Source organism: Pseudomonas sp. RL_15y_Pfl2_60, assembly GCF_963970595.1.
GTDB lineage: Bacteria > Pseudomonadota > Gammaproteobacteria > Pseudomonadales > Pseudomonadaceae > Aquipseudomonas.
Map to the genome: position 1 here is coordinate 579,986 of NZ_CAXAOE010000001.1, position 26,141 is coordinate 606,126.

Annotated in this window: 24 protein-coding genes; 5 read left to right on the forward strand and 19 right to left on the reverse strand. The window is 56.9% G+C overall.

The genetic code is table 11. The features are described from left to right. Positions 1 to 3: 3 nt before the first annotated feature. Entirely contained in the window at positions 4 to 378 is a 375-nt protein-coding gene (locus AACY26_RS02760; RefSeq protein ID WP_339510743.1) for a hypothetical protein, read from the forward strand. A 61-nt stretch (positions 379 to 439) separates the two neighbouring features. Here AACY26_RS02760 and AACY26_RS02765 read toward each other — a convergent pair whose 3' ends face one another. After that, entirely contained in the window at positions 440 to 649 is a 210-nt protein-coding gene (locus AACY26_RS02765) for a cold-shock protein (RefSeq protein WP_010486741.1), read from the reverse strand. Between the two features lie 511 nt (positions 650 to 1,160). Here AACY26_RS02765 and plsB point away from each other — a divergent pair. Continuing rightward, positions 1,161 to 3,644 (forward strand): glycerol-3-phosphate 1-O-acyltransferase PlsB, encoded by a 2,484-nt coding sequence (gene plsB / locus AACY26_RS02770; protein ID WP_339510745.1) that lies wholly within the window; start codon positions 1,161 to 1,163, stop codon positions 3,642 to 3,644. A 148-nt stretch (positions 3,645 to 3,792) separates the two neighbouring features. Beyond that, positions 3,793 to 4,425 (forward strand): LysE family translocator, encoded by a 633-nt coding sequence (locus AACY26_RS02775; RefSeq protein WP_339510747.1) that lies wholly within the window; start codon positions 3,793 to 3,795, stop codon positions 4,423 to 4,425. 50 nt (positions 4,426 to 4,475) lie between these two features. Here the strand turns inward: AACY26_RS02775 and AACY26_RS02780 are convergent, their stop codons facing one another. Then, positions 4,476 to 4,871 (reverse strand): DUF488 domain-containing protein, encoded by a 396-nt coding sequence (locus tag AACY26_RS02780; RefSeq protein WP_339510749.1) that lies wholly within the window; start codon positions 4,869 to 4,871, stop codon positions 4,476 to 4,478. Positions 4,872 to 4,935: 64 nt separating this feature from the next. On the opposite strand from AACY26_RS02780, the gene AACY26_RS02785 reads away from it, so the two are divergent. Further along, positions 4,936 to 5,598 (forward strand): COG3650 family protein, encoded by a 663-nt coding sequence (locus AACY26_RS02785; protein ID WP_339510751.1) that lies wholly within the window; start codon positions 4,936 to 4,938, stop codon positions 5,596 to 5,598. Between the two features lie 117 nt (positions 5,599 to 5,715). Further along, on the forward strand, positions 5,716 to 7,332 hold the full coding sequence (locus tag AACY26_RS02790) for an NAD(P)/FAD-dependent oxidoreductase (protein WP_339510753.1): 1,617 nt from the start codon (positions 5,716 to 5,718) through the stop codon (positions 7,330 to 7,332). Between the two features lie 15 nt (positions 7,333 to 7,347). Here the strand turns inward: AACY26_RS02790 and AACY26_RS02795 are convergent, their stop codons facing one another. From AACY26_RS02795 to AACY26_RS02875, 17 genes are all read right to left on the reverse strand, one after another. Then, the gene (locus AACY26_RS02795) at positions 7,348 to 7,857 is read right to left on the reverse strand and encodes a GNAT family N-acetyltransferase (RefSeq protein ID WP_339510755.1); all 510 of its coding nucleotides are present in this window, start codon (positions 7,855 to 7,857) and stop codon (positions 7,348 to 7,350) included. Continuing rightward, complete coding sequence (locus tag AACY26_RS02800; protein ID WP_339510756.1) at positions 7,854 to 8,945, reverse strand: PLP-dependent cysteine synthase family protein; 1,092 nt, start codon at positions 8,943 to 8,945, stop codon at positions 7,854 to 7,856. Before AACY26_RS02800 ends, AACY26_RS02795 begins: the two co-directional genes overlap by 4 nt. A 34-nt stretch (positions 8,946 to 8,979) precedes the next feature. Continuing rightward, the gene (locus AACY26_RS02805; protein WP_339510757.1) at positions 8,980 to 9,888 is read right to left on the reverse strand and encodes a DMT family transporter; all 909 of its coding nucleotides are present in this window, start codon (positions 9,886 to 9,888) and stop codon (positions 8,980 to 8,982) included. Between the two features lie 126 nt (positions 9,889 to 10,014). After that, on the reverse strand, positions 10,015 to 10,347 hold the full coding sequence (locus tag AACY26_RS02810; protein WP_339510759.1) for a Na+/H+ antiporter subunit G: 333 nt from the start codon (positions 10,345 to 10,347) through the stop codon (positions 10,015 to 10,017). A gap of 8 nt (positions 10,348 to 10,355) precedes the next feature. Then, entirely contained in the window at positions 10,356 to 10,625 is a 270-nt protein-coding gene (locus AACY26_RS02815; protein ID WP_010486721.1) for a K+/H+ antiporter subunit F, read from the reverse strand. Continuing rightward, positions 10,610 to 11,113, reverse strand: a complete 504-nt coding sequence (locus tag AACY26_RS02820) for a Na+/H+ antiporter subunit E (RefSeq protein ID WP_339510761.1) — start codon at positions 11,111 to 11,113, stop codon at positions 10,610 to 10,612. The genes AACY26_RS02815 and AACY26_RS02820 overlap by 16 nt, the downstream gene beginning before the upstream one ends. After that, complete coding sequence (locus AACY26_RS02825; RefSeq protein ID WP_339510763.1) at positions 11,110 to 12,615, reverse strand: monovalent cation/H+ antiporter subunit D; 1,506 nt, start codon at positions 12,613 to 12,615, stop codon at positions 11,110 to 11,112. Before AACY26_RS02825 ends, AACY26_RS02820 begins: the two co-directional genes overlap by 4 nt. Beyond that, positions 12,612 to 12,941 carry a Na+/H+ antiporter subunit C gene (locus tag AACY26_RS02830; RefSeq protein WP_339510765.1) on the reverse strand — a complete coding sequence of 110 codons (330 nt, stop codon included), beginning with the start codon at positions 12,939 to 12,941 and terminating at the stop codon, positions 12,612 to 12,614. The genes AACY26_RS02825 and AACY26_RS02830 overlap by 4 nt, the downstream gene beginning before the upstream one ends. Before the next feature lies 1 nt (position 12,942). After that, entirely contained in the window at positions 12,943 to 15,735 is a 2,793-nt protein-coding gene (locus AACY26_RS02835; RefSeq protein ID WP_339510767.1) for a monovalent cation/H+ antiporter subunit A, read from the reverse strand. A 556-nt stretch (positions 15,736 to 16,291) separates the two neighbouring features. Then, entirely contained in the window at positions 16,292 to 16,756 is a 465-nt protein-coding gene (locus AACY26_RS02840) for an outer membrane lipoprotein (RefSeq protein ID WP_339510769.1), read from the reverse strand. Positions 16,757 to 16,955: 199 nt separating this feature from the next. Continuing rightward, entirely contained in the window at positions 16,956 to 18,095 is a 1,140-nt protein-coding gene (locus tag AACY26_RS02845; protein ID WP_339510771.1) for a glycerate kinase, read from the reverse strand. 106 nt (positions 18,096 to 18,201) lie between these two features. Continuing rightward, positions 18,202 to 19,569, reverse strand: coding sequence for a GntP family permease (locus AACY26_RS02850; RefSeq protein ID WP_339510773.1), 1,368 nt, complete (start codon positions 19,567 to 19,569; stop codon positions 18,202 to 18,204). 166 nt (positions 19,570 to 19,735) lie between these two features. Further along, positions 19,736 to 20,794, reverse strand: coding sequence for a CdaR family transcriptional regulator (locus tag AACY26_RS02855; protein ID WP_445261276.1), 1,059 nt, complete (start codon positions 20,792 to 20,794; stop codon positions 19,736 to 19,738). 117 nt (positions 20,795 to 20,911) lie between these two features. Next, complete coding sequence (pdxH, locus tag AACY26_RS02860; protein ID WP_339510777.1) at positions 20,912 to 21,559, reverse strand: pyridoxamine 5'-phosphate oxidase; 648 nt, start codon at positions 21,557 to 21,559, stop codon at positions 20,912 to 20,914. A gap of 116 nt (positions 21,560 to 21,675) precedes the next feature. Next, entirely contained in the window at positions 21,676 to 22,317 is a 642-nt protein-coding gene (locus AACY26_RS02865; protein WP_339510779.1) for an OmpA family protein, read from the reverse strand. A 200-nt stretch (positions 22,318 to 22,517) separates the two neighbouring features. Next, entirely contained in the window at positions 22,518 to 23,663 is a 1,146-nt protein-coding gene (locus AACY26_RS02870; protein WP_339510781.1) for a serine hydrolase domain-containing protein, read from the reverse strand. Positions 23,664 to 23,695: 32 nt separating this feature from the next. After that, on the reverse strand, positions 23,696 to 26,092 hold the full coding sequence (locus tag AACY26_RS02875; RefSeq protein ID WP_339510783.1) for a beta-galactosidase: 2,397 nt from the start codon (positions 26,090 to 26,092) through the stop codon (positions 23,696 to 23,698). Between the last annotated feature and the right edge of the window lie 49 nt (positions 26,093 to 26,141).

Sequence of the window (26,141 nt, forward strand, 5' to 3'; positions counted from 1 at the left end):
GCCATGCGCCAACCGGATATCGAGATTTACCTCAAAGATGCCGACCACAATGCGATCGCCGAGTGGTTGAGCACAGCGCTCGGTCCTTGCACGCCCTGGCAACAAAAAGGCCAGACCTACAAATGCCGCGCAGGCGACGTGCCGGTGACCTGGCTGCCCAAAGCGGTCGGCAAGTGGAACAGCCTCTACCTCGAAAGCGATAGCACGCCCTGGCAGGACGACCTGAGTTGTGCCCAAGCTGCATTTGCCGCGCTCAAGGTCGAAGTACGCTGCGCGCCGGGTGGCTGGGAAGAGGAAGAAAGCGATGAACAAGCTGATCGCTGGATGCGTATCAGTGCAGATGGCGTCGAGGAGATTACCTGGCGCACCAACGGCTAGGTTTCAGGCACCGCTATAAAACAGCCCGCCACAGATGGACGGGCTGCTTCAGGTTCAGCGACTACAGGCCCGCGACATCCTCTGCCTGCAAGCCTTTCTGACCTTCAATTACCGCGTATTCGACCTTCTGGCCTTCTGCCAAAGAGCGGTGTCCCTCACCCCGGATAGCCCGGTAGTGAACAAACACATCGGCGCCGTCTTCGCGCTGAATAAAGCCATAACCCTTGGCGTCATTGAACCACTTGACGGTCCCTACTTCACGATCAGCCATTACCCACACTCTCCAACTACAGTTTTTTATTGTCCCGAAGGGAATTACGCGGCGCACTGATTAACATGCGGCTCTGGTCAGCAACGTCTGCAAAAATGGCAAGATCAATCGCTGGCCAAGGGCTCCTTTGCTGCAAATCCCACCCTGCAACCGCTTCTCGAGTATAGAACAAGGTTTGTGACTGAAAAGCACTTTTTCCGATGCATTCAAGGCCATACCCGACAAGCTCTGCAGCGTTACGTCACGGGCCCTGGCGGCATATTCAGAACTGAAATCCGTCCCCTTGCGTAACGTGACCGATCGCACAAAATCACAACTTGGCTGATAGTTGACTAACCGCCTGGCACCTTTTCATCTGGCTACACCTCGGAAAACGAGCTAAAAAACGACGAACGGTGGCAAAAACGGGATTTTTGCCGCCGTTGCTGCGAAGAATTTTGCCCAGCGGCGACTGATCCGGCACACTAGCGCCCCCGAGCAGATGCTCGTTTTTACAGCCTGCAGACTTCGTATGACCCGCTCCCCGTTTCGCCGCCTTGTGTTCGGCACTGTGCGCCGCCTGCTGTACCTCTGGGTACGCTCGGAAACCATCAATCAATCAGCCTTTACCCTGAAGCTCGATCGCAGCAAGCCTGTGCTGTTCGTCCTGCAAAAGCCCTCGATCAGCGACCTTGCCGTGCTTGACACCGAATGTCGCAAAGCCGGTTTACCGCGCCCGGTGCTGCCTGTTGCCGTCGGCGACCTGATGGAACCCGCCGCCTATTTCTACCTGAACCCGCCTGCAGGCTGGTTTGGACGCTCGGACAAACGCGGCATCTCGCCCACTCTTGACCGGGTTGTCAGTGCCCTCAGTGAAAACGCCGTTGATGACGCTCAAGTGATTCCGGTTAGCGTGTTCTGGGGCCAATCGCCTGACCGCGAGACCAGCCCCTGGAAACTGCTGTTCGCCGACAGCTGGGCCGTCACCGGACGTTTGCGCCGCCTGGTCAGCATTCTGATTCTGGGCCGTAAAACCCGCGTCCAGTTTTCACCGCCAATCCACCTGCGCGAACTGGTGGAACAAAACAAAGGCCACGAACGCACGCTGCGCATGGTGCACCGTATTTTGCGGGTGCATTTCCGCAACCAAAAAACCGCAGCTATCGGCCCCGATGTATCGCACCGGCGCAACCTGGTTAAAGGCTTGATTCACGGCCCGCAAGTACGCCAGGCAATTACCGAGGAAGCTCAGCGCGAAGGGATTTCAGTCGAGAAAGCCGAAGCCCAGGCATTACGCTACGGCAATGAAATCGCCTCTGATTACACCTACACGGTGATCCGTTTTCTGGAGCTGGTACTGAGCTGGTTCTGGAACAAGATCTACGATGGGATCAAGGTCAATCACATCGAAGGCGTGCAAGATGTCGCCCAAGGTCACGAGGTGATTTATGTACCTTGCCACCGCAGCCATATCGATTACCTGTTGCTGTCTTACTTGCTGTTTCGCAACGGCTTGACCCCACCGCACATTGCCGCTGGTATCAACCTCAATATGCCGGTGATTGGCGGCTTGCTGCGCCGTGGTGGTGCGTTTTTCATGCGCCGTACCTTCAAGGGCAACCCGCTTTACACCGCCGTATTCAATGAATACCTGCACACCTTGTTCAGCAAGGGGTTTCCGGTCGAGTACTTCGTCGAAGGCGGTCGCTCACGTACTGGCCGCATGCTCCAGCCGAAGACAGGCATGCTGGCGATTACCCTGCGCAGCTTCTTGCGTGACAACCGCATGCCCGTGGTTTTCGTACCGGTGTACATCGGCTACGAGCGGGTACTTGAAGGCCGCACTTATCTGGGTGAGCTGCGTGGGGCCAGCAAGAAGAAAGAGTCGATCTTCGACATTTTCAAAGTCATTGGCGCGCTCAAGCAACGCTTCGGACAGGTCTGGGTCAACTTTGGTGAACCCATCAAACTGGCCGAGTTTCTCGACAGCGAACAACCTAATTGGCGTGAACAAACCCATGCGCCTCAGTTCCGCCCGGACTGGCTGAGCGCAACTACCAACCGCCTCGGTGACCGGGTCGCGCAGCACCTCAACGAAGCCGCCGCCATCAACCCGGTAAACCTGGTGGCTCTGGCCTTGCTGTCCACCAGCAAACTGGCACTAGATGACCGCGCCCTGACCCGGGTCTTGGATTTATACCTAGAGCTGCTGCGCAGCGTGCCTTACTCGCCACACACAACCTTGCCCGAAGGTGATGGCCAGGCGCTGATTGAATACGTACAAGGCATGGACCTGCTGGCTGAGCAGAAAGATGCACTGGGCAAGATTCTTTACCTCAACGAGCACAATGCGGTGCTGATGACTTATTACCGCAATAACGTGCTGCATATCTTTGCCCTGCCGGCATTGCTCGCCAGTTTTTTCCAGAGCAGCGCACGTATCAGCCGTGAACAGATCCTGCGCTTTACCCGCGCGCTCTATCCGTACTTGCAGTCCGAGTTGTTTATTCGCTGGAGCCTCGACGAGCTCGACGCGGTAATTGACCAGTGGCTCAACGCCTTTGTCGAACAGGGCTTGCTCAAGGTCGAGAACGATGTTTATGTGCGCCCGGCACCAAGTTCACGTCAATTTGTGCTGCTGACCTTGTTGTCGCGAGCAATCGCACAAACCCTGCAACGCTTTTACATGGCCATTGCGCTGCTGCTCAATGCCGGGCAAAACACCATCAGTGCCGAGCAGTTGGAAGACCTGTGCACTGTCATGGCCCAGCGCTTGTCAATTCTTCACGGGCTTAACGCACCGGAGTTCTTCGACAAGAGCCTGTTCCGTCACTTCATCCAGACCCTGCTCGATCAAGGCGTGCTGCGCCAGGATGAAGCGGGTAAGCTGAGCCACCATCCATTGCTCAGTGAGCTGGCGGAAGGTGCGGCAAAGCGCGTGCTGCCTGCGGAGCTGCGCCTGTCGATTCGCCAGGTCACCATGGATCAGACTGAAGAAGCCAGCGACTTGCCTTAACACTTATTTGCAGCACGACACGGACATCAAAAAAGGTCGCCTCGCTGCGACCTTTTTTGTGCCCTGCAACTGCATATCAATTGCCGGTATTGGTTGATTAAATGCGCTATAAAGGTGTCTATCGATCCAGCATCAGAGACGCACTTACATGCTCGGCATACAGAATCTAGAGCTGTTTATCATCACCGGCCTGCTGCTCAATATGGCGCCAGGGCCGGACTCCTTATTGGTGATGTCACGCAGCGCAACCCAAGGCTGGAAAGCGGGCTCGGCTGCGGCGCTGGGTATTGGCAGCGGTACATTTATCCATGTATTCGCCGCTGCATTGGGTTTGTCGGCACTGATCGCCGCTTCAGCCACCGCATTTATGCTGATCAAATACCTGGGCGCCGCCTACTTGTTGTATATCGGCATCAGCATGCTGTTAAGCAAAAGCCAAACGAGCGCAACCCAATCGACTCCGGTGTTAACGCCGCGCAGTTATGGCCGCCTGTACATTCAGGGCTTTTTGACCAACGTACTCAACCCCAAGGTTGCGCTATTTTTTCTGGCCTTTGTGCCGCAGTTCATTGCGGCAGATGCCGAACATAAAGCCCTCGCCTTTGTCGTGCTGGGCTGTATTTTCAACTTCAACGGTATGCTCTGGTGTCACTTGCTGGTCGCCTCGACCGCATTTGCCAGTCGCCATATCAAAGCCAGCCAGCGCATTGCGCGCCTGCTCAACCGCACAATTGGCGCGGTGTTTGTCGCCTTGGGCGTCAAGCTGGCACTGTCCAAATAAAACTAGCCAGGCGGTTTGGCGCATAGGTCGAACTCGGGTTCAAGCCAGCCTCATAGCTCATTGCCATAGCAGACAGCTGAGCTGGGTCGCTCACGTCGATCCAGCTCCTGCTCCAGGAACTCAGCAAGCACACGGGCATTGTTGTGCCGGGTGTCTTTGGCGGCATAGAGCAAGGTCAGGGTTCCACGCTCGGCAATGTCGAGCAGCGCCATCCAGTGTTCAGGGTGATTGTTGAGCTGCTGCCAATACCCGAGCCTGAAGGCGCTAAAGCGCTCCGGATCATGGGCAAAGTCCTTGCGCAACTCGGAACTTGGCGCAAGCGCCTGCAGCCATTGCTCAAGGGCCAGCGCATCCTTGCGCAGGCCGCGCGGCCATAGTCGATCAACCAGAATCCGCTGACCGTCATTTGCCTCTATCTCGTCATACACGCGCTTACACTGAATCATCAAGCCACCCTTGTGGTCGATCGCTGGCATCGGTAACGTGTTGCGACTTGCCCGGAGACTAATGATGCGCCTACGCCGTACCCTATTGTTCACGCTGCTCCCTTTGTTCGCCAGTTGCCAGGTCTATACCGGCAAACCCGTCGATGAACAGGCAGCAATGACTCGCATGCAGGGCCAGCTGAATTTCAGCGCTGGGCAGCTGATCTTTACCCCATGCGGCGAGAAACGCCAGTTCGTCATCAGCAATGACGGTTCCAGCACGCTACTGAGCGACGCCAAGACCCTGAGCGCCGATGGCGCGCCCACCTTGCAGGTTGATATGCGTGGCTTGCTGGGTTCGGGCGACAGCAATGATGGCTCATTCAAGCCAGATACAGTCTATCGCCTGCAATCCGAGGGCAAGCTGTGCGATGACCTGGCCTATCGCTTGACCAAAGTCCGCGCCAGCGGCCATGAGCCTGACTGGAACATAGGCGTCAGCCCAGAGGGCATGATCCTTGAGCGCATGGGGCAAAAAGCCTTGGTCTTGCCCTATCTCGAGGAGCAACTGCCAGAAGGACGCATGAGCATCTCCAGCGAAGCCAATGGTGATCGCGTCGAACTCTGGGTCACGCCACAGCGCTGTGTAGACAGCATGAGCGGCGCAGTCAGCCACCTCAGTGCAGAGCTGCGCGTAAACGGCCAAGTCATGCGCGGCTGTGGTTATTTTGGTGGTGCTCAGCCCTGATAGCGCACCCGGCAACCATTAATCAGCGGTGCTGATCGCAGACCCGGCGTTAGGGCGTATAATCGCCCACCTAAACTAGCTGCCGGGTTACCTCCGGCCCTGATACCGGGTTGTCCGATGTTACGAATCACTGAACTTAAACTCGCGCTTGATCACCCTGATGAAGCGTTGCGCCCCGCGATTGTCGAGCGCTTGCAGATTGCGGATGACGAGCTGCTTGATTTCACCTTGTTCAAGCGCAGCTACGATGCGCGCAAGAAATCCAGCGAAATCCACTTCATCTACACAATCGATTGCACCCTGCGCGATGAAGCGGCTGTGCTGGCCAAGTTCAGTGACGACCGGCACATCGGCGTTGCACCCGACACCCGATACAAGCCCGTTGGCCGCACTGAACAAGCGCTGGAGCAGCGCCCGATAGTCGTCGGTTTCGGCCCCTGCGGGATTTTTGCGGCATTGATCCTAGCCCAAGCCGGCCTGCGTCCGATCGTGCTCGAACGTGGCAAGGAAGTACGCCAGCGCACCAAGGACACTTGGGGCCTGTGGCGCAAAAACGTGCTGAACCCCGAATCCAACGTGCAGTTTGGCGAGGGCGGCGCCGGGACCTTTTCCGACGGCAAGCTCTACAGCCAGATCAAGGATCCGAAGTTTATCGGCCGCAAGGTGCTTGAAGAGTTTGTCAAAGCCGGCGCCCCCGAAGAGATCATGTACGTCAGCAAGCCGCATATTGGTACTTTCCGCCTGACTGGCGTGGTGGCCACCATGCGCGAAGAGATCAAGGCGCTGGGCGGCGAAGTACGCTTTGAACAACGCGTAAGCGATGTGCTGATTGAGAACGGCCAGATGCAAGGCGTTGTACTCGAAAGCGGCGAGCAATTGCTCAGCCAGCATGTGATCCTGGCCCTCGGCCACAGCTCACGCGATACCTTTCGCATGCTGCACAGCCGCGAAGTGTTCATGGAAGCCAAGCCATTCTCCGTTGGTTTTCGCATCGAGCATCCGCAATCCTTGATCGACCGCTCGCGGCTGGGCAAATACGCCGGTCATGAAAAACTGGGCGCGGCTGACTACAAACTGGTGCATCACGCTAAGAATGGCCGTTCGGTGTACAGCTTCTGCATGTGCCCGGGCGGCACCGTTGTGGCGGCCACATCCGAGCCCAATCGAGTCGTCACCAATGGCATGAGCCAATACTCGCGTAACGAGCGTAATGCCAACGCGGGCATTGTCGTGGGCATTACTCCCGAGCAAGATTATCCGGGCGGCCCGTTGGCGGGCATTGAGCTGCAGGAGCGCCTGGAGTCGCACGCCTATGTCCTCGGCGGTAGCACCTACGAAGCGCCAGGCCAGTTGGTTGGCGACTTCATCGCCGGTAAAGCCTCCACCGCCTTGGGCACAGTCGAGCCTTCGTACAAACCAGGGGTCAAGCTGGGTGACCTGGCGCCATCGCTGCCTGACTTTGCCATTGAAGCAATTCGCGAAGCCTTGCCAGCATTTGAGAAGCAGATTCGCGGCTTCTCCATGCATGACGCCGTACTGACCGGAATTGAAACCCGCACGTCATCGCCACTGCGCATCACCCGTAACGCCGAGCTACAGAGCCTCAACGTCAAAGGCTTGTTCCCCGCTGGCGAGGGTGCAGGCTATGCGGGCGGCATTCTCTCTGCAGGTGTGGATGGCGTGCGTGTTGGCGAGGCAGTTGCCCGCGACCTGCTTGGCTTACCGGCCGAATAAAGCCGCCATGTTGCTTCACAAGCGCAGGCAGCAGACAGTGGTGCGCCCGGAACCCTCCGGGCGCCTGCTGTGATCGGCAAAACAATCAACCTCGACAAACCCGGCCTTGCGCATCATTCCCGCGCTGGCGGCATTCTCTTCGTGCCGCTCGATATAGATATCCTTGACCCCTTGCTCTGCAAGCGCCTCGACTGCCACCAACAATAACCGCGCCCCCAGGCCCTGCCCCGCAGCATGACGGGCTGTGACGGCCTCGCAGATATAGGCCTGCTGATTACTGCGCCGCCCGGATGGCTGATAGCGGGCAAAATCACTCGCCAGACGATAGCTGACAAACCCCAGCAACTCGGTTTCAGCATTGGCCAATACCGCATGCACCTCGCCACTGGCGATGGCTTGCAAGTGTGCTGTTACCTCATCGGCCGGCAAGTGATTCCAAGGGTTGGGTCCATGCTCGAAAATCAACGCGCAAAGGGCATCGATATCAGTCGCGTTTGCCTGCCGCAGCCTGATTTTCGGGTTCATAAGCCGATCACGGGCATAGATGGCAACGCCGCACCCTCTTCGGCGCAGGCGCGAATGACGTCTATCAAAGGTTCAAGCTCGTAACCTTGAGCCTTTAGCCAGGCGTCATCGTAATAAGTGGCGCTGTAGCGCTCACCACCATCACATAAAATGGCCACGATCGAACCGCTTTGCTGCTGGGCGAGCATGTTCTGGCCAACCAGCAAGGCGCCGACCAGATTGGTACCGCTGGAGCCGCCCACACGACGACCGAGTTTAGCTGCCAGGTAATGCATGGCAGCGAGCGACAGCGCATCCGGCACCTTGGCCATGGCATCAATCACCGAAGGCAAGAATGAATGCTCGACCCGCGGCCTGCCGATACCTTCGATGCGCGACCCGCAATGCCAGGTCTGGCTGGCGTCGCCATTGCAGTAGTAATCGTAGAATACCGAGCACTCGGTGTCGGCACAGAACACCTTGGTGCAATGCTGGCGATAGCGCACATAGCGGCCCAGCGTCGCCATAGTACCACCGGTACCGGCACTGGAAACCAACCAGCTCGGTTCTGGGTAGTGCTCGAAACGCAATTGCTGGAATATCGACTCGGCAATGTTGTTATTGGCACGCCAATCCGTTGCGCGCTCGGCATAGGTGAACTGGTCCATAAAGTGCCCACCGGTCTCGCGCGCCAGCCGTTCCGACTCAGCCGATATTTGCGCGGGATCATCAACCAAATGGCTCTGACCACCGTAGAAAGCAATCTGCGCAATCTTTTCCTTTGAGGTGCTAGCAGGCATGACCGCTATAAACGGAATGCCCAGCAATCGCGCAAAGTAGGCCTCGGAAACTGCCGTGGAGCCGCTCGACGCCTCGATTACCGGTGCTCCCGGCTTGAGCCAGCCATTACACAGTGCATACAGGAACAGCGAGCGCGCCAGACGATGCTTCAGGCTGCCCGTTGGATGACTCGACTCATCCTTGAAATACAGGTCGATTCCCGGCAGACCGGGCAAGTCGAGCGGGATCAAGTGTGTATCGGCGCTGCGTTGGAAGTCAGCTTCGATAATACGGATCGCTTCCCGACTCCAGTCTCTGATGTCACTCACATCGGCCTCCCAGGTTATTTTTAGGTTGTTGATCTTAGTCGAGCACCCCTGCCGGAAGCGCTGGTGTATTGCGGTACTGGCTCAACCCCACGCCGGCGAACACCAGCGCCGCTGCGCAGGCTTGCATAAGGTTGAGGCTTTCGCCCAAGACGATGATGGCCATGATCAGGGTGAACACCGGGATCAGGTTGATAAACCCTGAAGCTTGGCTCGCGGGCAAGCGGCTTACGCCGAAGTTGTATAGGCCGTAGCCGCCCACCGTCACCACGATCCCCAAATAGCAAAGGACAACAATGCCTTGCAGACTGATAGTTTCCGGGAGTGGCGCCTGCGCGGCGGCAACGGGCAAGAAGAACAACGCGCCAATAAAGGCCTGCATGGCCGTTAACATGAATGCCGAATAGCGCGATGACAGGTGCTTGAGCAGCAAGGTGTAGCCCGTGGCGCAAATCATCGCCAGAAATTCGTAGAAATTGCCCAACAGCGGATTAATTGCATGCTCGTCAGCACTGCCCGCCAAACTCAGCCAAACGGCGCCGACCACCGCGAGGGCAAACCCGGCAAGGGTCGTGCGGGTGGTGCGCTCACGCAGAAACACGAATGCGCCGACCGCCACCAACAATGGCAACAGGGCCGTAATCATTCCGGCTTGCGAAGCGCTGGTGTTCTGTAAGGCCAATGCCTCGAAGATGAAATACAGGCAAGGCTCGCAAGCGGCCAGCCCGACCAGGTACTTCCAATCGCCACGGCGATAGTCAAACCGACCACGCCAGCGCCAGGCCAGCATAAATACCAGGCTGCCCAGCAGCATGCGACCAAAGATCACCCACAAGGGCGGCAACTCGGCAAAAGCCAGTTTCAGGGCAATGAATGAACTGCCCCAGATCGCCATTGCACTTATAAGGCAGATGACTGCCAATCCTCTGCCCTGCTTAGCACTCATAGATAACCTCATCCGAAGAGTGCCACAGTGTAGAACCCACGGGCTTGGGACGATAGGTACAGTCAGTTGCGGAAAGTGTGTGGGTAGCGTTGCCCAGAACGCCCGGCAACGCTAAGCGAGAAGTGTTTACTGATCCCAGGGTTTGCCGCTGGTGTTCTCGTTGATCCGCAGCTTTTGCTGCATGGCCGCCTTGGCCAGCATGTGCGCACTGACAGGTGCAGTGATAAACAGGAACAAGGTGATCAGCAGCTCATGAAAGCTGATGCCCTCACCCTGCGCACCGAAGAAAATCAACGAGGCGATGACCATGCCACCAACACCCAGGGTGGTCGACTTGGTGGGGCCGTGCAGGCGCATAAAAAAATCCGGCAAGCGGTAAAGCCCTAATGCCCCCACAAAGGCGAACAGGCTGCCAGCGAGCAGAAAAAACGAAACCAGGCCTTCAATCCAGATATTCATGGGCTTTCCTATTCAATGATATCGCCACGCAGCAGGTACTTGGTCACTGCCACAGTGCCAATAAAGCCCATCACAGCAATGAGCAACGCCGCCTCGAAATACAGATCCGAACTCAGCCAGATACCGAACAGCACTAGCAAAGCAATCGCGTTGATATACAGGGTATCCAACGCCAGAATCCGATCGGGCATATCCGGGCCTTTGATCAGCCGGGCGACTGTGAGTGACAGCGCCATTCCCATAAACACCAGGCACACCGGAATCACGTAGTCGAGCATGTGAATACCTCCAACAGAGGGGCTTCGTAACGGGTCTTGATCTCAGCGATCAAGTGCGCTTCATCCTTCACATCCAGGGTATGGACCAAAAGCATCTTGCGGTCGTCACTGAGATCGGCTGACACAGTGCCCGGTGTCAGCGAGATGATGCTGGCGAGCATGGTCAGCGCCAAGTCATCCTCCAGTAGCATTGGGATCTCGACAAATGCCGGGCGCAGCTTGCTTTGCGGTCCGAGAATCAACTTAGCCACTTCTAGGTTAGCCAGGATGATGTCACCAATGATGCGCAGGAAAAACCAGCACAACTTGAAAGGTTTGTAGATGCGCGGCGGAGTGATCCAGAACACTTGTGTAAGCAGCGGGATCAGCCAGCCGAGTATGGCGCCCATCACCCAGTTGCCCAGGCTCATCTCATTGGCCAGAAGCACCCAGACCACCATCAAGCACAGGCTTAGCAGTGGATGCGGTAAAAAATGACGGGGCTTCATGCACCACCTCCGGCCTGGATAATCTGGTAATAAAGCGGCAAGTCATGCAACTGGCTAACGGTGGCGTGGATGTAATCGAGCAAAGGCGCAGCCAAGCCAACCAATGCCGGACTCAAGACCAACAAGCCAATGCAGGCCCATAGCCGCCCATAATCAAGCTCGGCACTGTCGAGCTGGCTGAGGCCAACACGCCAAAACAGCGTGCTGCCTGCACGGCTGAATGCAATCACGGTGATCAAGCCTCCGATCAGCACCACCGGCCACATAAAGGCCATTTGCAAGCCTGGCTCTACCGAGCGCAGCAGTAGCAACTTGCCGATAAAGCCTGACAGCGGCGGCAAACCCGCAATAGAGATTGCACCGATAAAGAATAACGAGCCGAGGATGTATGGGTTTTGCAACTCTGGGCCCTGTACCAACTCTGTAGTCTTGACTCCACGCTGGCGCGAGACCAAGTCCGCCAAGAGGAACAAGCCACCAGACACCCATGTGCTGTGCAGCAAGTAGTAAAGCGCTGCCGATACCGACTCAGGCGTGCCGATCGCCAAACCGGCGAGTAATGTGCCAACTGAAACCACGACCAGATAGGCAATCAATCCGTGCAGGCTTTTCGCAGCCAGCGCGCCAATTGCCCCTAAACCGATCGTCAGCAACGCCAACGGCCACAGCCAGTCATTGGCCATATTCGCCAACGTGCCTGCGTCATCACCGAAGATCAGTGTGTAGACCCGCAGAATCGAATACAGCCCGACCTTGGTCATGATCGCAAACAAGGCGGCGACTGGCGCAGTGGCTGAGGCATAGGCCCTTGGCAGCCAGAAGTACAGCGGCAAGAACGCAGCCTTGAGGCCAAACACCACCAGCAACAAGAAGCCAGCTGCGCCAATCAGCGGCGCTTGGTCTGCTGAAGTAGCAGCGACCCTTTGCGCCATGTCGGCCATGTTCAGGGTGCCGGTGATGCCATAAAGCACGCCCACGGCAATCAGGAAAAATGCCGAGCCAACCAGGTTCATCACCACATAGTGCAAGCCCGCCCGAACCCGGTCAGGGCCGCCACCGTGCAGCAACAGTGAATATGAGGCGATCAGCAGAATCTCGAAGAACACGAACAGGTTGAACAGGTCGGCGGTCAAGAATGCGCCGTAAATGCCCATCAACTGGAACTGGAAAAGCGCGTGAAAATTGCGCCCCCGCTCGTCGTCGCCACGGGTTGCGTAGAGCAATGCGAAGAAACTCAAGACGGCGGTCGCAACCAACATCAACGCGCTGAGACGATCGAGCATCAATATAATGCCGAACGGTGGCTGCCAGTTGCCCAAAGCATAGATTTGCAGGTCGCCCTGGCTGGCTTGCGCCATCAACCAGAAGCTGAGCGGCAACATGAACAGCACCACAGAAAACGACATGATGCGCTTAACCGGCATGCTCAGGCGCGCGCCAAACAGCAACAGGCTGCCGACAAACATGGGCAACACAATAGGCAGGATTAACGCGTGATTCATGGCTTGGTCTCCTGGCCATCAACGTGGTCAGTGTCGGTCTCGCCAACGCTGCGCAGAGCCAGTACCACAACGAATGCAGTCATTGCGAAGCCAATCACAATGGCGGTCAGTACCAGGGCCTGTGGCAGTGGATCACCATACTTGCCGTTCTCGCTGATCACCGAGGCCACGCCGGTTTGCAAGCGGCCCATGGCGAACAGGAACAGGTTCACCGCGTAGGAAATCAGGGTCAGCCCCATGACGACGGGAAAGGTACGGGCGCGCAGCAGCAGGTAAACCCCGCTTGCGGTAAGGATGCCCAATACCGTGGCGAATAAAGCTTCCATGTCAGAGAACCTCTTGTCCGGGCTTTTCCTGGGTCAATTTGCCCAGGTTAGCGAGAATCAGCAGCGTCGCACCCACTACAGTCAGGTACACACCCAGATCAAATATCATGGCCGTTGCCAGTTCGATTTCACCGATAAAGGGAATTTCAAAGTGGCCAAATGCCGATGTCAGGAAGGGGCGTTCAAACAACCAACTACCCAGCCCGGTGAGCCCTGCGATCAGGACTCCGGCACCAGCCATGCGGTGGTAGTTAAGCGGCAAGCGCGATTGCGTCCACTGCACTCCGCTGGCGACGTACTGCAGGATCAGCGCGACAGAAGTAACCAGACCAGCGATAAAGCCACCGCCGGGCAGGTTGTGGCCGCGCAGGAAGATGAACACCGAGATCAACAGGGCCATCGGTAATAAAACGCGCGACAGCGTTGCCAGGATCAGCGGATGGCGGTCACGGGCCCAGCTGCGCCCTTCGGCATCCGCGTGCGGTTGAATCAAACGCAGGCCATCAAGCATGGCGTAGATACCCACGCCGGCAATTGCCAACACGGTAATTTCGCCCATGGTGTCAAAACCACGGAAGTCCACCAGAATCACATTGACCACGTTATGACCACCGCCGCCACTGACACTATTGGCCAGGAAGAAGCCGGAAATGCTTTCGTATGGGCGAGTCAACACGGCAAATGCCAGCATGGCGATCATCACCCCGCAACCAATGGCCAGGATAAAGTCGCGCAAGGTCCGCATGCTGCTCGACTCCATGCGCGTCTGCGCTGGCAAGAAGAACAGCGCCAGCATCAACAGCACGATAGTCACCACTTCAACCGATAGCTGGGTCAGCGCAAGGTCCGGGGCGGAGTAACGGGCAAATGCCAGCGCGACCATCAATCCAACCACACTGAGCATCAGCAGTGAAACCAGACGCTGGCGGTGGAATATCACGGTAATAAGCCCAGCCAGCGCCATGATGCCAAGCCCCAGCGCGGTGATGCCATCGATCGGCGACAATGCCACCGAGCCACGCATTTGCGGCAACGGCCCAAGCGCCAGTGTGACCACGGCCAAGGCTGAAGCCAGCAACAGCGCCAGGTAGTGCTGCAACGAACCGGTTTCAAGGCGACGGGTAATCAGTCTGCAAAAATCAACCAGGCTCACCATGCACTGGTCAAACGCCAGTTTGGCATCCACCGCCGGTAAACCTGCATACCAGCGGAACAAGGGTTGGCGGAAGGTGTAGACCAAGACGCCTCCGGCAGTGGCGGCAAAGCTCATCAGCAACGGCAAGTTCAGACCATGCCAGATAGCCAGGCTGTACTGCGGCAGTTCGCCACCCAGGCTTGCAGATGCCGCGGCAGCCAATAAAGGTGCAACGGTATATGCAGGCACGATACCGACAAGCAGGCACAGGAAGACCAGGATTTCCACCGGCACCTTCATATAGCGCGGCGGCTCATGCGGTGGGTACTTTGGCAGGTTTATCGGTTCACCGTTAAAGAACACATCGTGGATAAAGCGCAGCGAGTATGCGACCGAAAACCCGCCCGCCAGGGTTGCGATGGCGGGAATCGCCCAATCGAAACTGCCGAGCATGTGCTGGTTCAGGGTCTCGCTGAAGAACATCTCTTTACTGAGGAAGCCGTTGAGCAGCGGTACACCCGCCATTGCCAAGGCAGCCACCATCGCCAGCATCGCAGTGTGCGGCATGTACTTCCACATACCGTTGATACGCCGCATATCGCGGCTACCGGTTTCGTGGTCGATAATCCCGGCGGCCATGAACAAGGATGCCTTGAACGTGGCGTGGTTGATGATATGGAAAATCGCGGCGACCGCGCCCAGCTCGGTATTCAAGCCAAACAACAAGGTGATCAAGCCCAAGTGGCTGATGGTCGAATAGGCCAGCAATCCTTTGAGGTCATGTTGGAACAGTGCCATGCAAGCACCGAGCAACATAGTCGCAAGGCCGGTCAGGCTAACAATGTAGAACCACAGGTCGGTACCGGCGAGCGCTGGATACAGGCGTGCGAGCAGAAATACCCCGGCCTTGACCATGGTTGCCGAATGCAGATATGCCGAAACAGGGGTCGGTGCCGCCATCGCATGGGGCAACCAGAAATGGAAGGGAAACTGCGCAGACTTGGTAAAGACCCCCAGCAGGATCAGGATCAGGACCACCGGATACAACGCATGGGCACGTATGGCATAACCTGCAGCCAACACCTGCGATAGTTCATAGCTGCCTGCTATATGCCCCAGTAGCAGCACACCCGCGAGCAACGCCAGACCGCCACCACCTGTGACCGCCAAGGCCATGCGCGAACCCTTGCGGGCATCAGTGCGTGAGTTCCAGAAACCGATCAACAGAAATGAAGAGAGGCTGGTGAGTTCCCAGAACATCACCATCAACAACAGGTTTTCCGACAGCACCACGCCGAGCATGGCGCCCATGAACAACAAGAGGAAGGCAAAGAAACGCCCCATGGGCTCTTGTTTTGCAAGGTAGTAACGCGCGTAGAGTATTACCAGCAGGCCAATACCAAGGATCAGCAAGGCGAACAGAAAGCCCAGGCCATCAAGGCGCAGGCTCAGGTTGAGGCCTATCTCAGGCAGCCATTGCACGCGTGCGCGAATCATATCGCCAGCGAACACTGTGCTTTGCTGCGACAACAGCAAGACCAGAGCCGCAAGTGGCGCAAGACCCGCCGCGACGGCACATGCCGAACGCCCCAGGCGTTCAGCCATCAGCGGTAAGATCACCCCGAAAAAAGGCAAGGCGATAATTAACGCAAGCACCATATACAAACCCCTTCTGCAAGCACGCGATTGAAATCACCGCGACTTGTTAGCATCCATTGGGTGACTCGATGGCAAACGCCGTCCAGCACACAGTTGCAACTGCCGACAATCTGCTTAGCGCAAATCATAAGTCCCTGTAGAACCACGACTATTTCCCGATTATCCATATCTATCGGGCCAGCGTCATGAATAGAATTATTACTAAAACTCTAGAACATGGTTAAGCGCCAGCCGCAGATCTTCGCAGCGCAGCATTTTATACACATGATCCGGCCCTACCGAGCAACAATACCTGTGCCAGAAACTGCGCACGCAAGCCCTACCGGCAAAAAGCTGTGTGCATTTGCAGGAGCAAGGCTGAATTGGGCTGGATCAAACTGTGCAAGGCGGCCGACAGCAAAACCAGGTTAGCTATCAATTGCCTGCTGTATCAGGTATGTGCCTTGGCGAGCGAACAGGCCAATATGCATAAAGCAGCGGTGCCAGCCATACCGACACCGCCTTGGGAACCACTAAACCAGCGAAATCCTATGCGCAGTCGAGCGTTCTCGAATGCTTAAGGTGAAACGCGGCTGGTGCCATTGACAGTCATGATACGAACACGCTGGCCAACACGGAACACCTGGTTTTCTTCAACTTCCTGGACATAGGCACGCATGCTGCCATCGTCTTCACGCACGGTGATTTCAACGCCTTGGGTACGGGTCAGGCCTTCTTCGGTCGCAGCCCCCAACAGGCCGCCAGCGACTGCACCAATCACTGCCGCAACCGCGCTACCACGACCGCCACCGACAGTGCTGCCTGCCACCCCGCCAACAACAGCGCCTGCGCCAGCACCGATTGGGGTTTTGGTGCCTTCAATTTTCACGGGACGCAGTGACTCAATGGTGCCCAAGCGAACGGTTTGCACTTGGCGGGCCTCATCGCGGCTGTAGGTGTCGCCGGTCAGGCTTGACTGGCAACCGCCCAGCATCAGGGCCAACGCAGCAAATGAAGCGATGAGCAGATTGGGTTTACGCATAAAAATTCCTCCAGTGAATATCACTGTATTAGACCGCGACTTGCCAAGCGCAGTCACGACCTTAATCAACAATAGCCTAGCTGCCTCGGTAAAAGGTAGTGCTCAGGGGCAATGTAATACATCAGGATATAAAAAATCCAAGCCAGTCTGATGTCGATGAATGCAGCAATGCCCCTGCACAGGATTTGCCCAACCCGGGCTAGCGTGCGGCCTGGGCAACCTGCCAGAGCCGGGCGATGTCGGTTGTCCTCGCTTGCAATTCGGCAGCCGCATCTGCGCACGCTTGCTCCAGGCTCATCGGGCCGGAGGTCAGGCTAAAGGCGGCATCAATTCCGCCAGAGTAGGTGCGTTGATAGCCCTCCCCCAAGCTGCCAGCCAAGACCACTACTGGCACCCCGGCTGCCTTGGCCACGCGGGCGACGCCGATTGGCGTCTTGCCGTGCAAGGTCTGTGCGTCCAGTCGCCCTTCGCCGGTAATTGCCAGATCAGCACCCTGTAATGCAGCAGCCAGGCCAGAAAGCTCTGCAACCAATTCCACCCCCGGACGAAACCTGGCCTTTAGAAATGCCTTGGCGGCAAACCCCAAACCGCCAGCAGCACCAACGCCTGGAATTTCACTGAAATCCTCACCCAGGGTTGAAGCCACCACGCGCGACATGCGCTGCAAGGCTGCATCAAGGGCTTGTACCTGCTCGGGACTGGCGCCTTTTTGCGGACCAAAGACTGCCGACGCGCCGCGTGGCCCCACCAAGGGATTATCGACATCGGCGGCAATGTCGAACTGCACCTCAAGCACCCGCGGGTCAAGATTGGACAAATCTATCTGCTTCAGATTGATCAAGGCAGCACCACCCGGCGCCAACTCACGATCATCTTCGTCGAGAAACCGTACGCCCAACGCCTGCATCAAGCCTGCACCGCAATCATTGGTGGCACTGCCGCCCAAGCCAAGAATAATACGCTCGGCTCCGGCATCCAGCGCGGCTCGAATCAACTCGCCAGTGCCAAAGCTGCTGGTGATGGTAGCGTCACGCTGCTCACGCGCCACCCAATGCAAGCCACTGGCGGCAGCCATTTCAATCACAGCGGTGCGGTCGCTCAGCATTCCCCAGTGAGCTGCTACCGGATGGCCCAGAGGCCCCTGGACCTGCAACTCGTGACGGTCGCCACCTGCTGCTGCAAGTACAGCGTCGACCGTACCTTCGCCGCCGTCTGCCATGGGTTTGAGGGATATTTCAGCCTGCGGATAAACTGCCGACCAGCCCCGCGCAATCGCCTCTGCTACTTCAGCCGCGGTGAGGCTTTCTTTAAAGGAATCCGGCGCAATCACGACTTTCATAAACAGCTCGCTAAAAGAGGAATCTCGCAAAACAGCGCAACAGCGTTGCGCTTATAAATGGCCGTCCCAGCACCTGTGTCTGTAAAGCCCAGGCACTGGATAGCGATTACAGCAGTACCAGGCTCAACAGCCAGACGGTAATCATGCCCACCACACCCTGGACCAGGGTTGCCATGGTCTGGGCGCGATAAGCCGTGGAGACTTTCATGCGGCTGAACTGACTAACCACCCAAAAGAAGCTGTCATTGGCATGGGAAACGGTCATAGCCCCTGCACCAATCGCCATTACGGTCAGCACCCGGCCCATTTCACTGTCCAGACCCAGACTGCTCAGCAGCGGAGCAACCATTGCAGAGGTCGTCACCAGTGCAACAGTAGACGAACCCTGTGCAGTCTTGAGTGCAGCTGCAACCAAGAATGGCATAAACAAGCCAACGCCTAATGCAGACAGGCTAGTGCCCAAATAATTGCCTAATTCAGTGACCTTGAGCATGGCACCAAATGCGCCACCCGCGCCGGTAATCAACAGGATAGGCGCAGCCGCAACCAGGCCTTCAGCCACCTGGTCATGGAACTGTTGGCGTTTGTTCTCGCCCTTGAGCAGGGTACAAGCCAGCGCCAGACCGACCAGCAATGCAGCAACTGGCTGACCAAGGAATGTCAACACGCTGAATACAGCACCTTCGCCCAGTGGTTTGCTTGGAAAGGCTGCAACCGAGCCCAGACAGATCAACGCGATAGGCAGGAAAATTGGCGCAAAGGCTTGCATGGCCGAAGGCAGCTTGCCGTAACGGGCTTTCAGCGCTTCAAAATCAATATTTTCAGCCAGTAATTCGCTTGGCGCTTCTTCCAGTAACTCGGCATCATCTTGCTTGATAAACCGGTTAGCCCAGAACATTCCCGCCAGCGCAGTCACCATCGCGACAAACAGGCCCACGACAATAACCAACCCCAATGACGACTCCAGCCCCAGATTTCCAGCAGCGGCAATCGGTCCCGGCGTTGGAGGCACAAAGGTGTGAGTGGCGTAGAGACCGGTTGCCAGCGCGACGCTCATCGCCACAACCGAGATTTTCATACGTGCAGCCAGGGCATTCTTCAACGAATTGAGAATGACGTAGCCCGAGTCGCAGAACACCGGGATAGAAACCAGGTAGCCAATGATCGACATGGTCAGCGTTGGAAAACGCTCGCCAAGCAGTTTGATAACGGACTCAGCCATGGTGATAGCCGCGCCGCTGCGCTCGAGGATCACACCAATGATGGTGCCGAGCACGATGACAATACCGATATAGCCCAGAATCCCACCGAAACCGGCGGTGATGGTTTTGATGATATCGCCGACCGGAACCTGATAGGCGAAACCGGCGATCAAGGCGGCTGCGAGCAGTGACAGGAATGGATGAAGCTTCAGACGCGTGGTGGACAGAACGATGAATGCAATTAGTGCGATGAGTATCAGGACTAAAACCATGTCACTCTCCAGTTTGTTTTTATAGGAATGCCCGGCAACCTGCCGATTGGCGGCGTATTGTCACCTAGCTGCAGGCTCCATTACCCTGTGCCAGCGCACCACAAACACACGCCATAAGCACAGCCTTACTGTGCACGCGCACAGCGCCAAATTGCGCTTGCACGGTTTATTCCGGCGCCAGTAATTCAAGACCCAGTGTCAACTGTAGACGCTGATCGAGCCGCGTCAGCTCAATACCACTTAATTGCGCAATGCGCTCAAGCCTATAACGCAGGGTATTGCGGTGAATACCTAGCGCATCCGCGCAGACTTGGGCCTGACCTTCGTGCTCGCACCATGCACGCAACGTCTCCAGCAGCGCCCCATTGGCATCCTGCTTGACCATCTGCCTGAGCGGCGCCAGCCAGCCCTGCAACAGCCAACTGTGTCGCTGGGCATAAAGCAGGGTCACCAGCCGATGTTGATCCAGGCGCAACAAGCGTTCCTGGGGATTACGAGCCCGCGCGTAAACCTGAAACTCACGTAAAGCCAGGCTGGCCTGGCGCAATTCATCCAAGGAATGGGCCGCATCGCTGACCAGCAAGCGACGCACCCCCCAATCACGCTCATCGGCAGCGGCCAGCCAAGCACCGTCACCACGCCCGGCACCGGCTGGACGACAATAAAACAGCTCGCGCGCACTGGATAAGGTACACAGGTGCTCACTCTTGCTATTGAGCGCGTCCAGTACACGGGCTTGCCTGAGCGAAGACTCGCTGCCCTCGTCCAGCTCCAGCAAGCAGGCTTGCAGCGGCCAATGCAACTGCAAATCCAGCCGTTGGGCTTCAGCGTCAAGACTGGCCAGCGATTGTTGAGGATCAAGCAGCAGGCGCAACCAGGATTCCAGTTGGTGGCGTTGCCAGTTGCGCTCAGCCTGCAACTGGCGCTGCTCAACCAGCATTTCTGCCGCCATCCGCACCAGCTCAGCGTAGGGCCGAACGATTTCTGGAGATCCGGTAATACCCAGCACGCCAATCAGTTGCTGGGCGTACATCAGTGGCAGGTTGACCCCGGGCCTGACGCCGCGCAAACAGGCCGCTGCCTGTTGATCGATTTCCACTACCCGACGGTTGGCCAGCACCAACTGCGCCCCTTCGTGGCGGGTGTGCATACGCTCAGGGTCACCGCTGCCAATGATCATGCCTTGGGCGTCCATGACATTGATATTGTGCGACAAGATCGCCATTGCGCGATCAACGATATGCTGTGCCAGCGCGGTGTCGAGTATCACTGTATGCGCCCTGTTCAAGCCGCTCTATGAGTCGGCAAAGACATTAAAATTCAAGCAGCTCACAACTGCGCATCAGGGCGCCAGACGCTCGCGTAGCCATTGACCCTCAACCAGACGGTAATTCAAACGATCATGCAAACGACTGGCGCGGCCCTGCCAGAACTCAATGCGTTCGGGCAGCAAGCGATAACCGCCCCAATGCGGCGGGCATTCAGGCGCCTGGTCGGAGAATCGCTGCTGAGCCTGTGCCAATAAGGCTTCTAGCTCGGTGCGATCAGCAATCACCCGACTTTGCGGCGATGCCCAGGCCCCCAAACGACTGCCCATGGGCCTTACTTGAAAATAAGCATCGGATTCTGCAGGTGTAACCCGCTCGACACGTCCTTCAATACGCACTTGGCGCTCAAGCGTAGGCCAAAAGAACGTCATGGCGGCAAAGGGCCGAGCGGCTAATTGCTCGCCTTTGGCACTGTCGTAATTACTGAAGAAAGTGAAGCCGCTGGCATCCAGACCCTTGAGCAGCAACACGCGACAATGGGGTCGACCATCGGCATCCACCGTTGCCAGTGTCATGGCGTTGGGTTCCACTGGAAGCTGCTCGGTGCTCAGTGCCTGCGCGAACCATTGCTCGAAGAGTGCAAAAGGCTCTTGCGGCGCCTGAGCCTCGGTCAAACCATCACGAATGTATTCACGGCGCATATCGGCCAGAGTCTGGGTCATTGGCTAAGCCCTCCTGAAGGATATTGCTTAGCTTACCCGAGCGCCGCGCTGCTGGCTTGATCTGCAACAACCGGCGATAAGCCCGCTGCGCTGCAGCGGGCTTTATGCAAAGGGGCTTACTTGGATTCGGTCTTGGCAACAACCGGCAACGGCTTCTCGTACTGAGCGAGCAGAGCGTTGAGGGTTTTCTGCGAAGTGAGGATCATTTCAACGCGACGATTGAGTTCACGGCCTGCGGCGCTGTCATTAGCGGCACGCGGTGCATCTGGCCCCATGCCTTTAACCAGCAGGCGATCACGCTTGAGACCACTGAGCTGGAAAATCGCGACAAATGCCCGTGCACGCTTCTGGCTCAACTCGCGATTCAATTCCAGGGTGCCCGAAGTATCGGTGTGGCCCAGAATCAAAATACCCATGTCCTTGTCTTTTTCCAGCAGCTTGGCAACCTTGGTGATAGGCGACAAGGTGATTGGCATCAACATGCTTGGACGATCGGGGTTGAAGTTGGATTTAACCGGCGCGGTTACCACCAATACATTTTCACGACGTTCAACCTCGAAATTGCTGCCCTTGACCGCTTCACGGATACGCGGTTCGTACTCATCCAGCCAGGCCTTGGTAACGGCTGGGCTAGGTAATTGCGGCGTGGCTTTGCTGGGGGCTGGCGATAAGAAACTGAGTTGTTCAGGGAGCTTGAAGCCTGAGCAGCCTGAGATCAGTACAGCCAAGCCAATTACTAAGTACTTATGTGAGCGCATTGATTATCCACACCTAATAGAACAGTCAAAATAAGTCCCAGGAATACTCTGAAAAACGACTACGCCAGACATTGCACCGATGCAAAAGGCTTGAAGGGGCTGATTCACCCACACCTTGTGTTTCGCCTTGCTCTGCCTTCGCTCGCTATTTTTCAGAGGCCCCCTAAAGCTTTGATTGCGACACAGTTTAGCTGAGCTTGCTACAAAGATTCAGCCAACTTCACTGCAAGTTTTTGCGCTCTGGGGTCCATTAAGACGAATGGCCCTAGATTATTGACCACAAAACCGAATGCAACCTCATGTTCAGGGTCAGCAAAGCCAATGGAACCGCCGGCCCCAGGGTGACCAAAGGCTCCCCGGTCCATGCCATAGGTTGCATTGGAAACATCTGGCTGATCCAACATGCAGCCTAGTCCAAAGCGGGTCTGAGTCAGCAAGGTTTTGTCTTCACCCTTGCTGTGTTCACGGGTTAACTCACCAAGCAACTCGCTTTCCAGCAAGCTGCCATCGAGTAAACCATTGTAAAATCCGGCAAGACTGCGAGCATTGCCGTGACCATTTGCAGCAGGCTGTTGCATACGCCGCCACTCGGGCTTGTTGGTACTGGTCATGATTGAGGGTGGATTGGTAAAGGAACGCGTGGACATCGCGCTGGCATCCGTCATCATGACTTTGAGCAAGCGCTGCGCCGCAGCATCACCCATATTGCCCTTACCTCGCGACACATGGGCGACGCGGTGGAACTCTGCATCAGCCAGCCCAACGTGGAAATCCAAGCCCAGCGGCTCACAGATCCGTGCGGCGATGGACTCTCCTGGGCCGCGCCCTTCGACTCGACGAATAACCTCACCCGCCAGCCAGCCATAGGTAATCGGGGCATAACCATGCCCTTCGCCAAGCTGCCACCAAGGCTGCTCGGCTGCAAGCGCCGTGGTCATTGCATGCCAATCATAGAGCGCTTCAGCCGGCAGCATTGCGTGCAGTGCTGGCAAACCCGCTTGATGACTCAGCAGGTGACGAAGCGTGATCGCACCCTTTCCTGCCGCCGCAAACTCCGGCCAATAACGCGCCACAGGCGCATCCAGATCCAGCTTGCCCTCACCGACGAGCTGCATGATCGTCACTGCCGCAAAGGGCTTGGTACAGGAAAACAAATTAACAATGGTGTCGCTATGCCAGGCTTGTTCACCTTCTTTATCTGCAGTGCCAGCCCAGATATCAATGACAGTCTCGCCTGCGACTTGAACGCACAGCGCAGCGCCACGCTCCTGGGGGTTCTCAAACAGCTCGGCAAAGGCATCCTTGACGCCTTCAAACTTGAGGTCGAAATACCCCTGAATCTGCATGTTTTGTCCTTATTGCCAGTCGATATCTTTGGTTATGGCTTGGTTTCGGGCTGCGCTTGAGGCGCGGCTGGCGACGCCTGAGCAGCCGGTACATCTTTAAGCGTTTCCAGCAAACGGCTACCCACCTTGAGGTTGGTCTTGCGCACTGCCTCGACAAAACCTGCGAATGGCCGGTCGGTTATTCCCAGAAGCCCCAAATGACCGTTTTCGCCATCGAGCAAGCGCCCTGTGACAGGCTGGTCAAGATACTGGAACCAGTGCGCCCCAACAATCGAAGGCTCAGCCAAGGCTCGCTCGATGAAATGGCTATACGCTGGGCCGCGGTCTTTCTCGGCATAGACCTCGGTCACGCCACCCCAGAACGGCCCACGATCACGCGAGCCAAAGTGAAACTCGGTGATCAAGATTGGCTTGTCGAGGGCGCGCAATGCCGCGAAGTCATAACCATGTTGCGGCTCAAGGGTGTAGAAATTGAAGCTCAGTACATCGCAATACTGCGCACAAGAGGCAACGGCTTCCGGGGTGCTGATCGCAAAACGACCGCCCAGCAGCATCTGATTCGGTGCATGCCATTGCAGCGCATCGTCAATGGTCTTGAAATAGGTGTCGGCAAACAAGCGCTGGAAGGCTTGATAATCCTGCTCGATCGCCGGGTATTTCTCGTTCGGCAGCGGCGCCTCGAAGCCCGGGTCTTCCATCAATTCCCAGGCGGGCAAGTCAATGCCCCAGGCTTTCGACAGGCCTTGCTGATTGCGGTACTTGTCACGCAGCATTTTCAGGAATGCACGCTTGGCTGGCACATCGGTAGTCGAGCGCAAGGTGCCGAAACTCAGTGCATAACGCCCGCGTGGCCCCGGATCGGGATGAGCCCAGGCCAGTTCGTTATCGGCATAGTAGCCAATCAGCCACGGATCATTGCGATGGTCACGCGCAGCAATGGCCACAGCGCGTTCAGTGGCCATGGCAAATCGCGGGTCAAATGGGTCGGGCATTCCACCCCACCAATCGAGCCCGGTGCTGATGGTTTGGTAATCGCCACTGATCGAAAGAGGCAATGTATAGGGCACTCGCTGCGCCTTGCCCAGCGAATCAGAACTCCAGTTGCCAATGGTATTGAAGCCCCAGGCCTGCAGACGGGTCAATGCAAGTTCGGTCCAACGCTTGGCATCGAACTGGGTCTTGCTGCAATCCACAGCCTTTGCCGGTTCAGTGACAGCAGGCGGGTCAGCAGGTTTCCCAGTCAGCGGCTCGACTCCAGCCTTAGGCACTGGCGCCGAAGCATTCGGGGCTTGGTCAACCTGGGAGGGAGTGCCAGGCTGCAAACAGGCTTCATCGGCGTAGGTGCGTTGCAGGTTGGCCTTGTAGAAGTCAAACCACTTGCCCTTGGCAAAACCCCGGCCTTTACCAGAGCCATTATTGCTTTGATTGTCGCCCTGACCGTAATGCGCGGCCAAAGGATCGGATGCATCGGGCAAGCCCTTGAACATCGACTCCCGGCCTTCAATATAGGTCTGGCTCTGGTCAGTATTGACCGCATTCACCCCGAGGGAGAAAAACGGATTTCCTTCCGGCGTGACCATAATCCAGCGGTCACCCAGTTTTTGCGTGCGAAAGAAGCCAGTGGCCTCGAGTTTTGGCCCACCCAGCAAGCCGCCATACTGATCGAACTTGGGTCGTTCGGTCAGCCATTTGGCCAACTGCTCTTGTTCCTTTTGCGCGGCACTTCTCAACTGTTCGTTGCTATTAACTTTTTCCGGCCACTGGCTGCGTGTGAACTGGCCAAACTGATCGACAATCGAATCATAGGCAGCCGCTTCTATGGACGCCCCCTTGTAGACGCCAAAACGCCCCAGCAATACGCTTTGTGCGGAATCCGGGTTACTCAGCGACAGGGTTACACGACTGATCTTGCTCGCATCCAGTTCGCCGGTGACATTCGCCGCCAGCAATACCGGCTGACCTTTAAACGTCCACGGCATCGGCGGTGGCGCACGCATGCCGTGGGCATTGGCCGAGGTGGCGTTTAGCGGCACAACCAGCGTTTGCCCCGGCCCGGCTGGCAGGGCAACGCTGGTGTGCAAGACCTTGCCGTCGGCGCTTTCAATCTGCACATTCAGGGTCAACGCCCAGTCCATGGCGTTTTGCAGGTAAAGGGTCATCTGCGAATCACCCGACCAATCCCACACGCCCTTGTTCGGGGTCAGCTCTAGACGGGGCTGCTGCGCTTGGTTGAACACAAAGCGACGTAGAATCTCACCAGTGGGGGTTTCCTCTGCGGTCACCTCTGGAAAATTCGAGTCTTTGGTTGCGACTTTGACGACATCGGTCGGGCTTACAAAGTTAAGCAATGTTGCTTGCCCTTCAAGCGCAGCAAAGGCTTTTGAGCAGGTGAATAAGGCAACGAGTAATAGCAATTGACAGTGCTTCATTTACAGCCTCTCTAGAACGTCCCACCAGTGGACAACCTGGCAGGCAAAT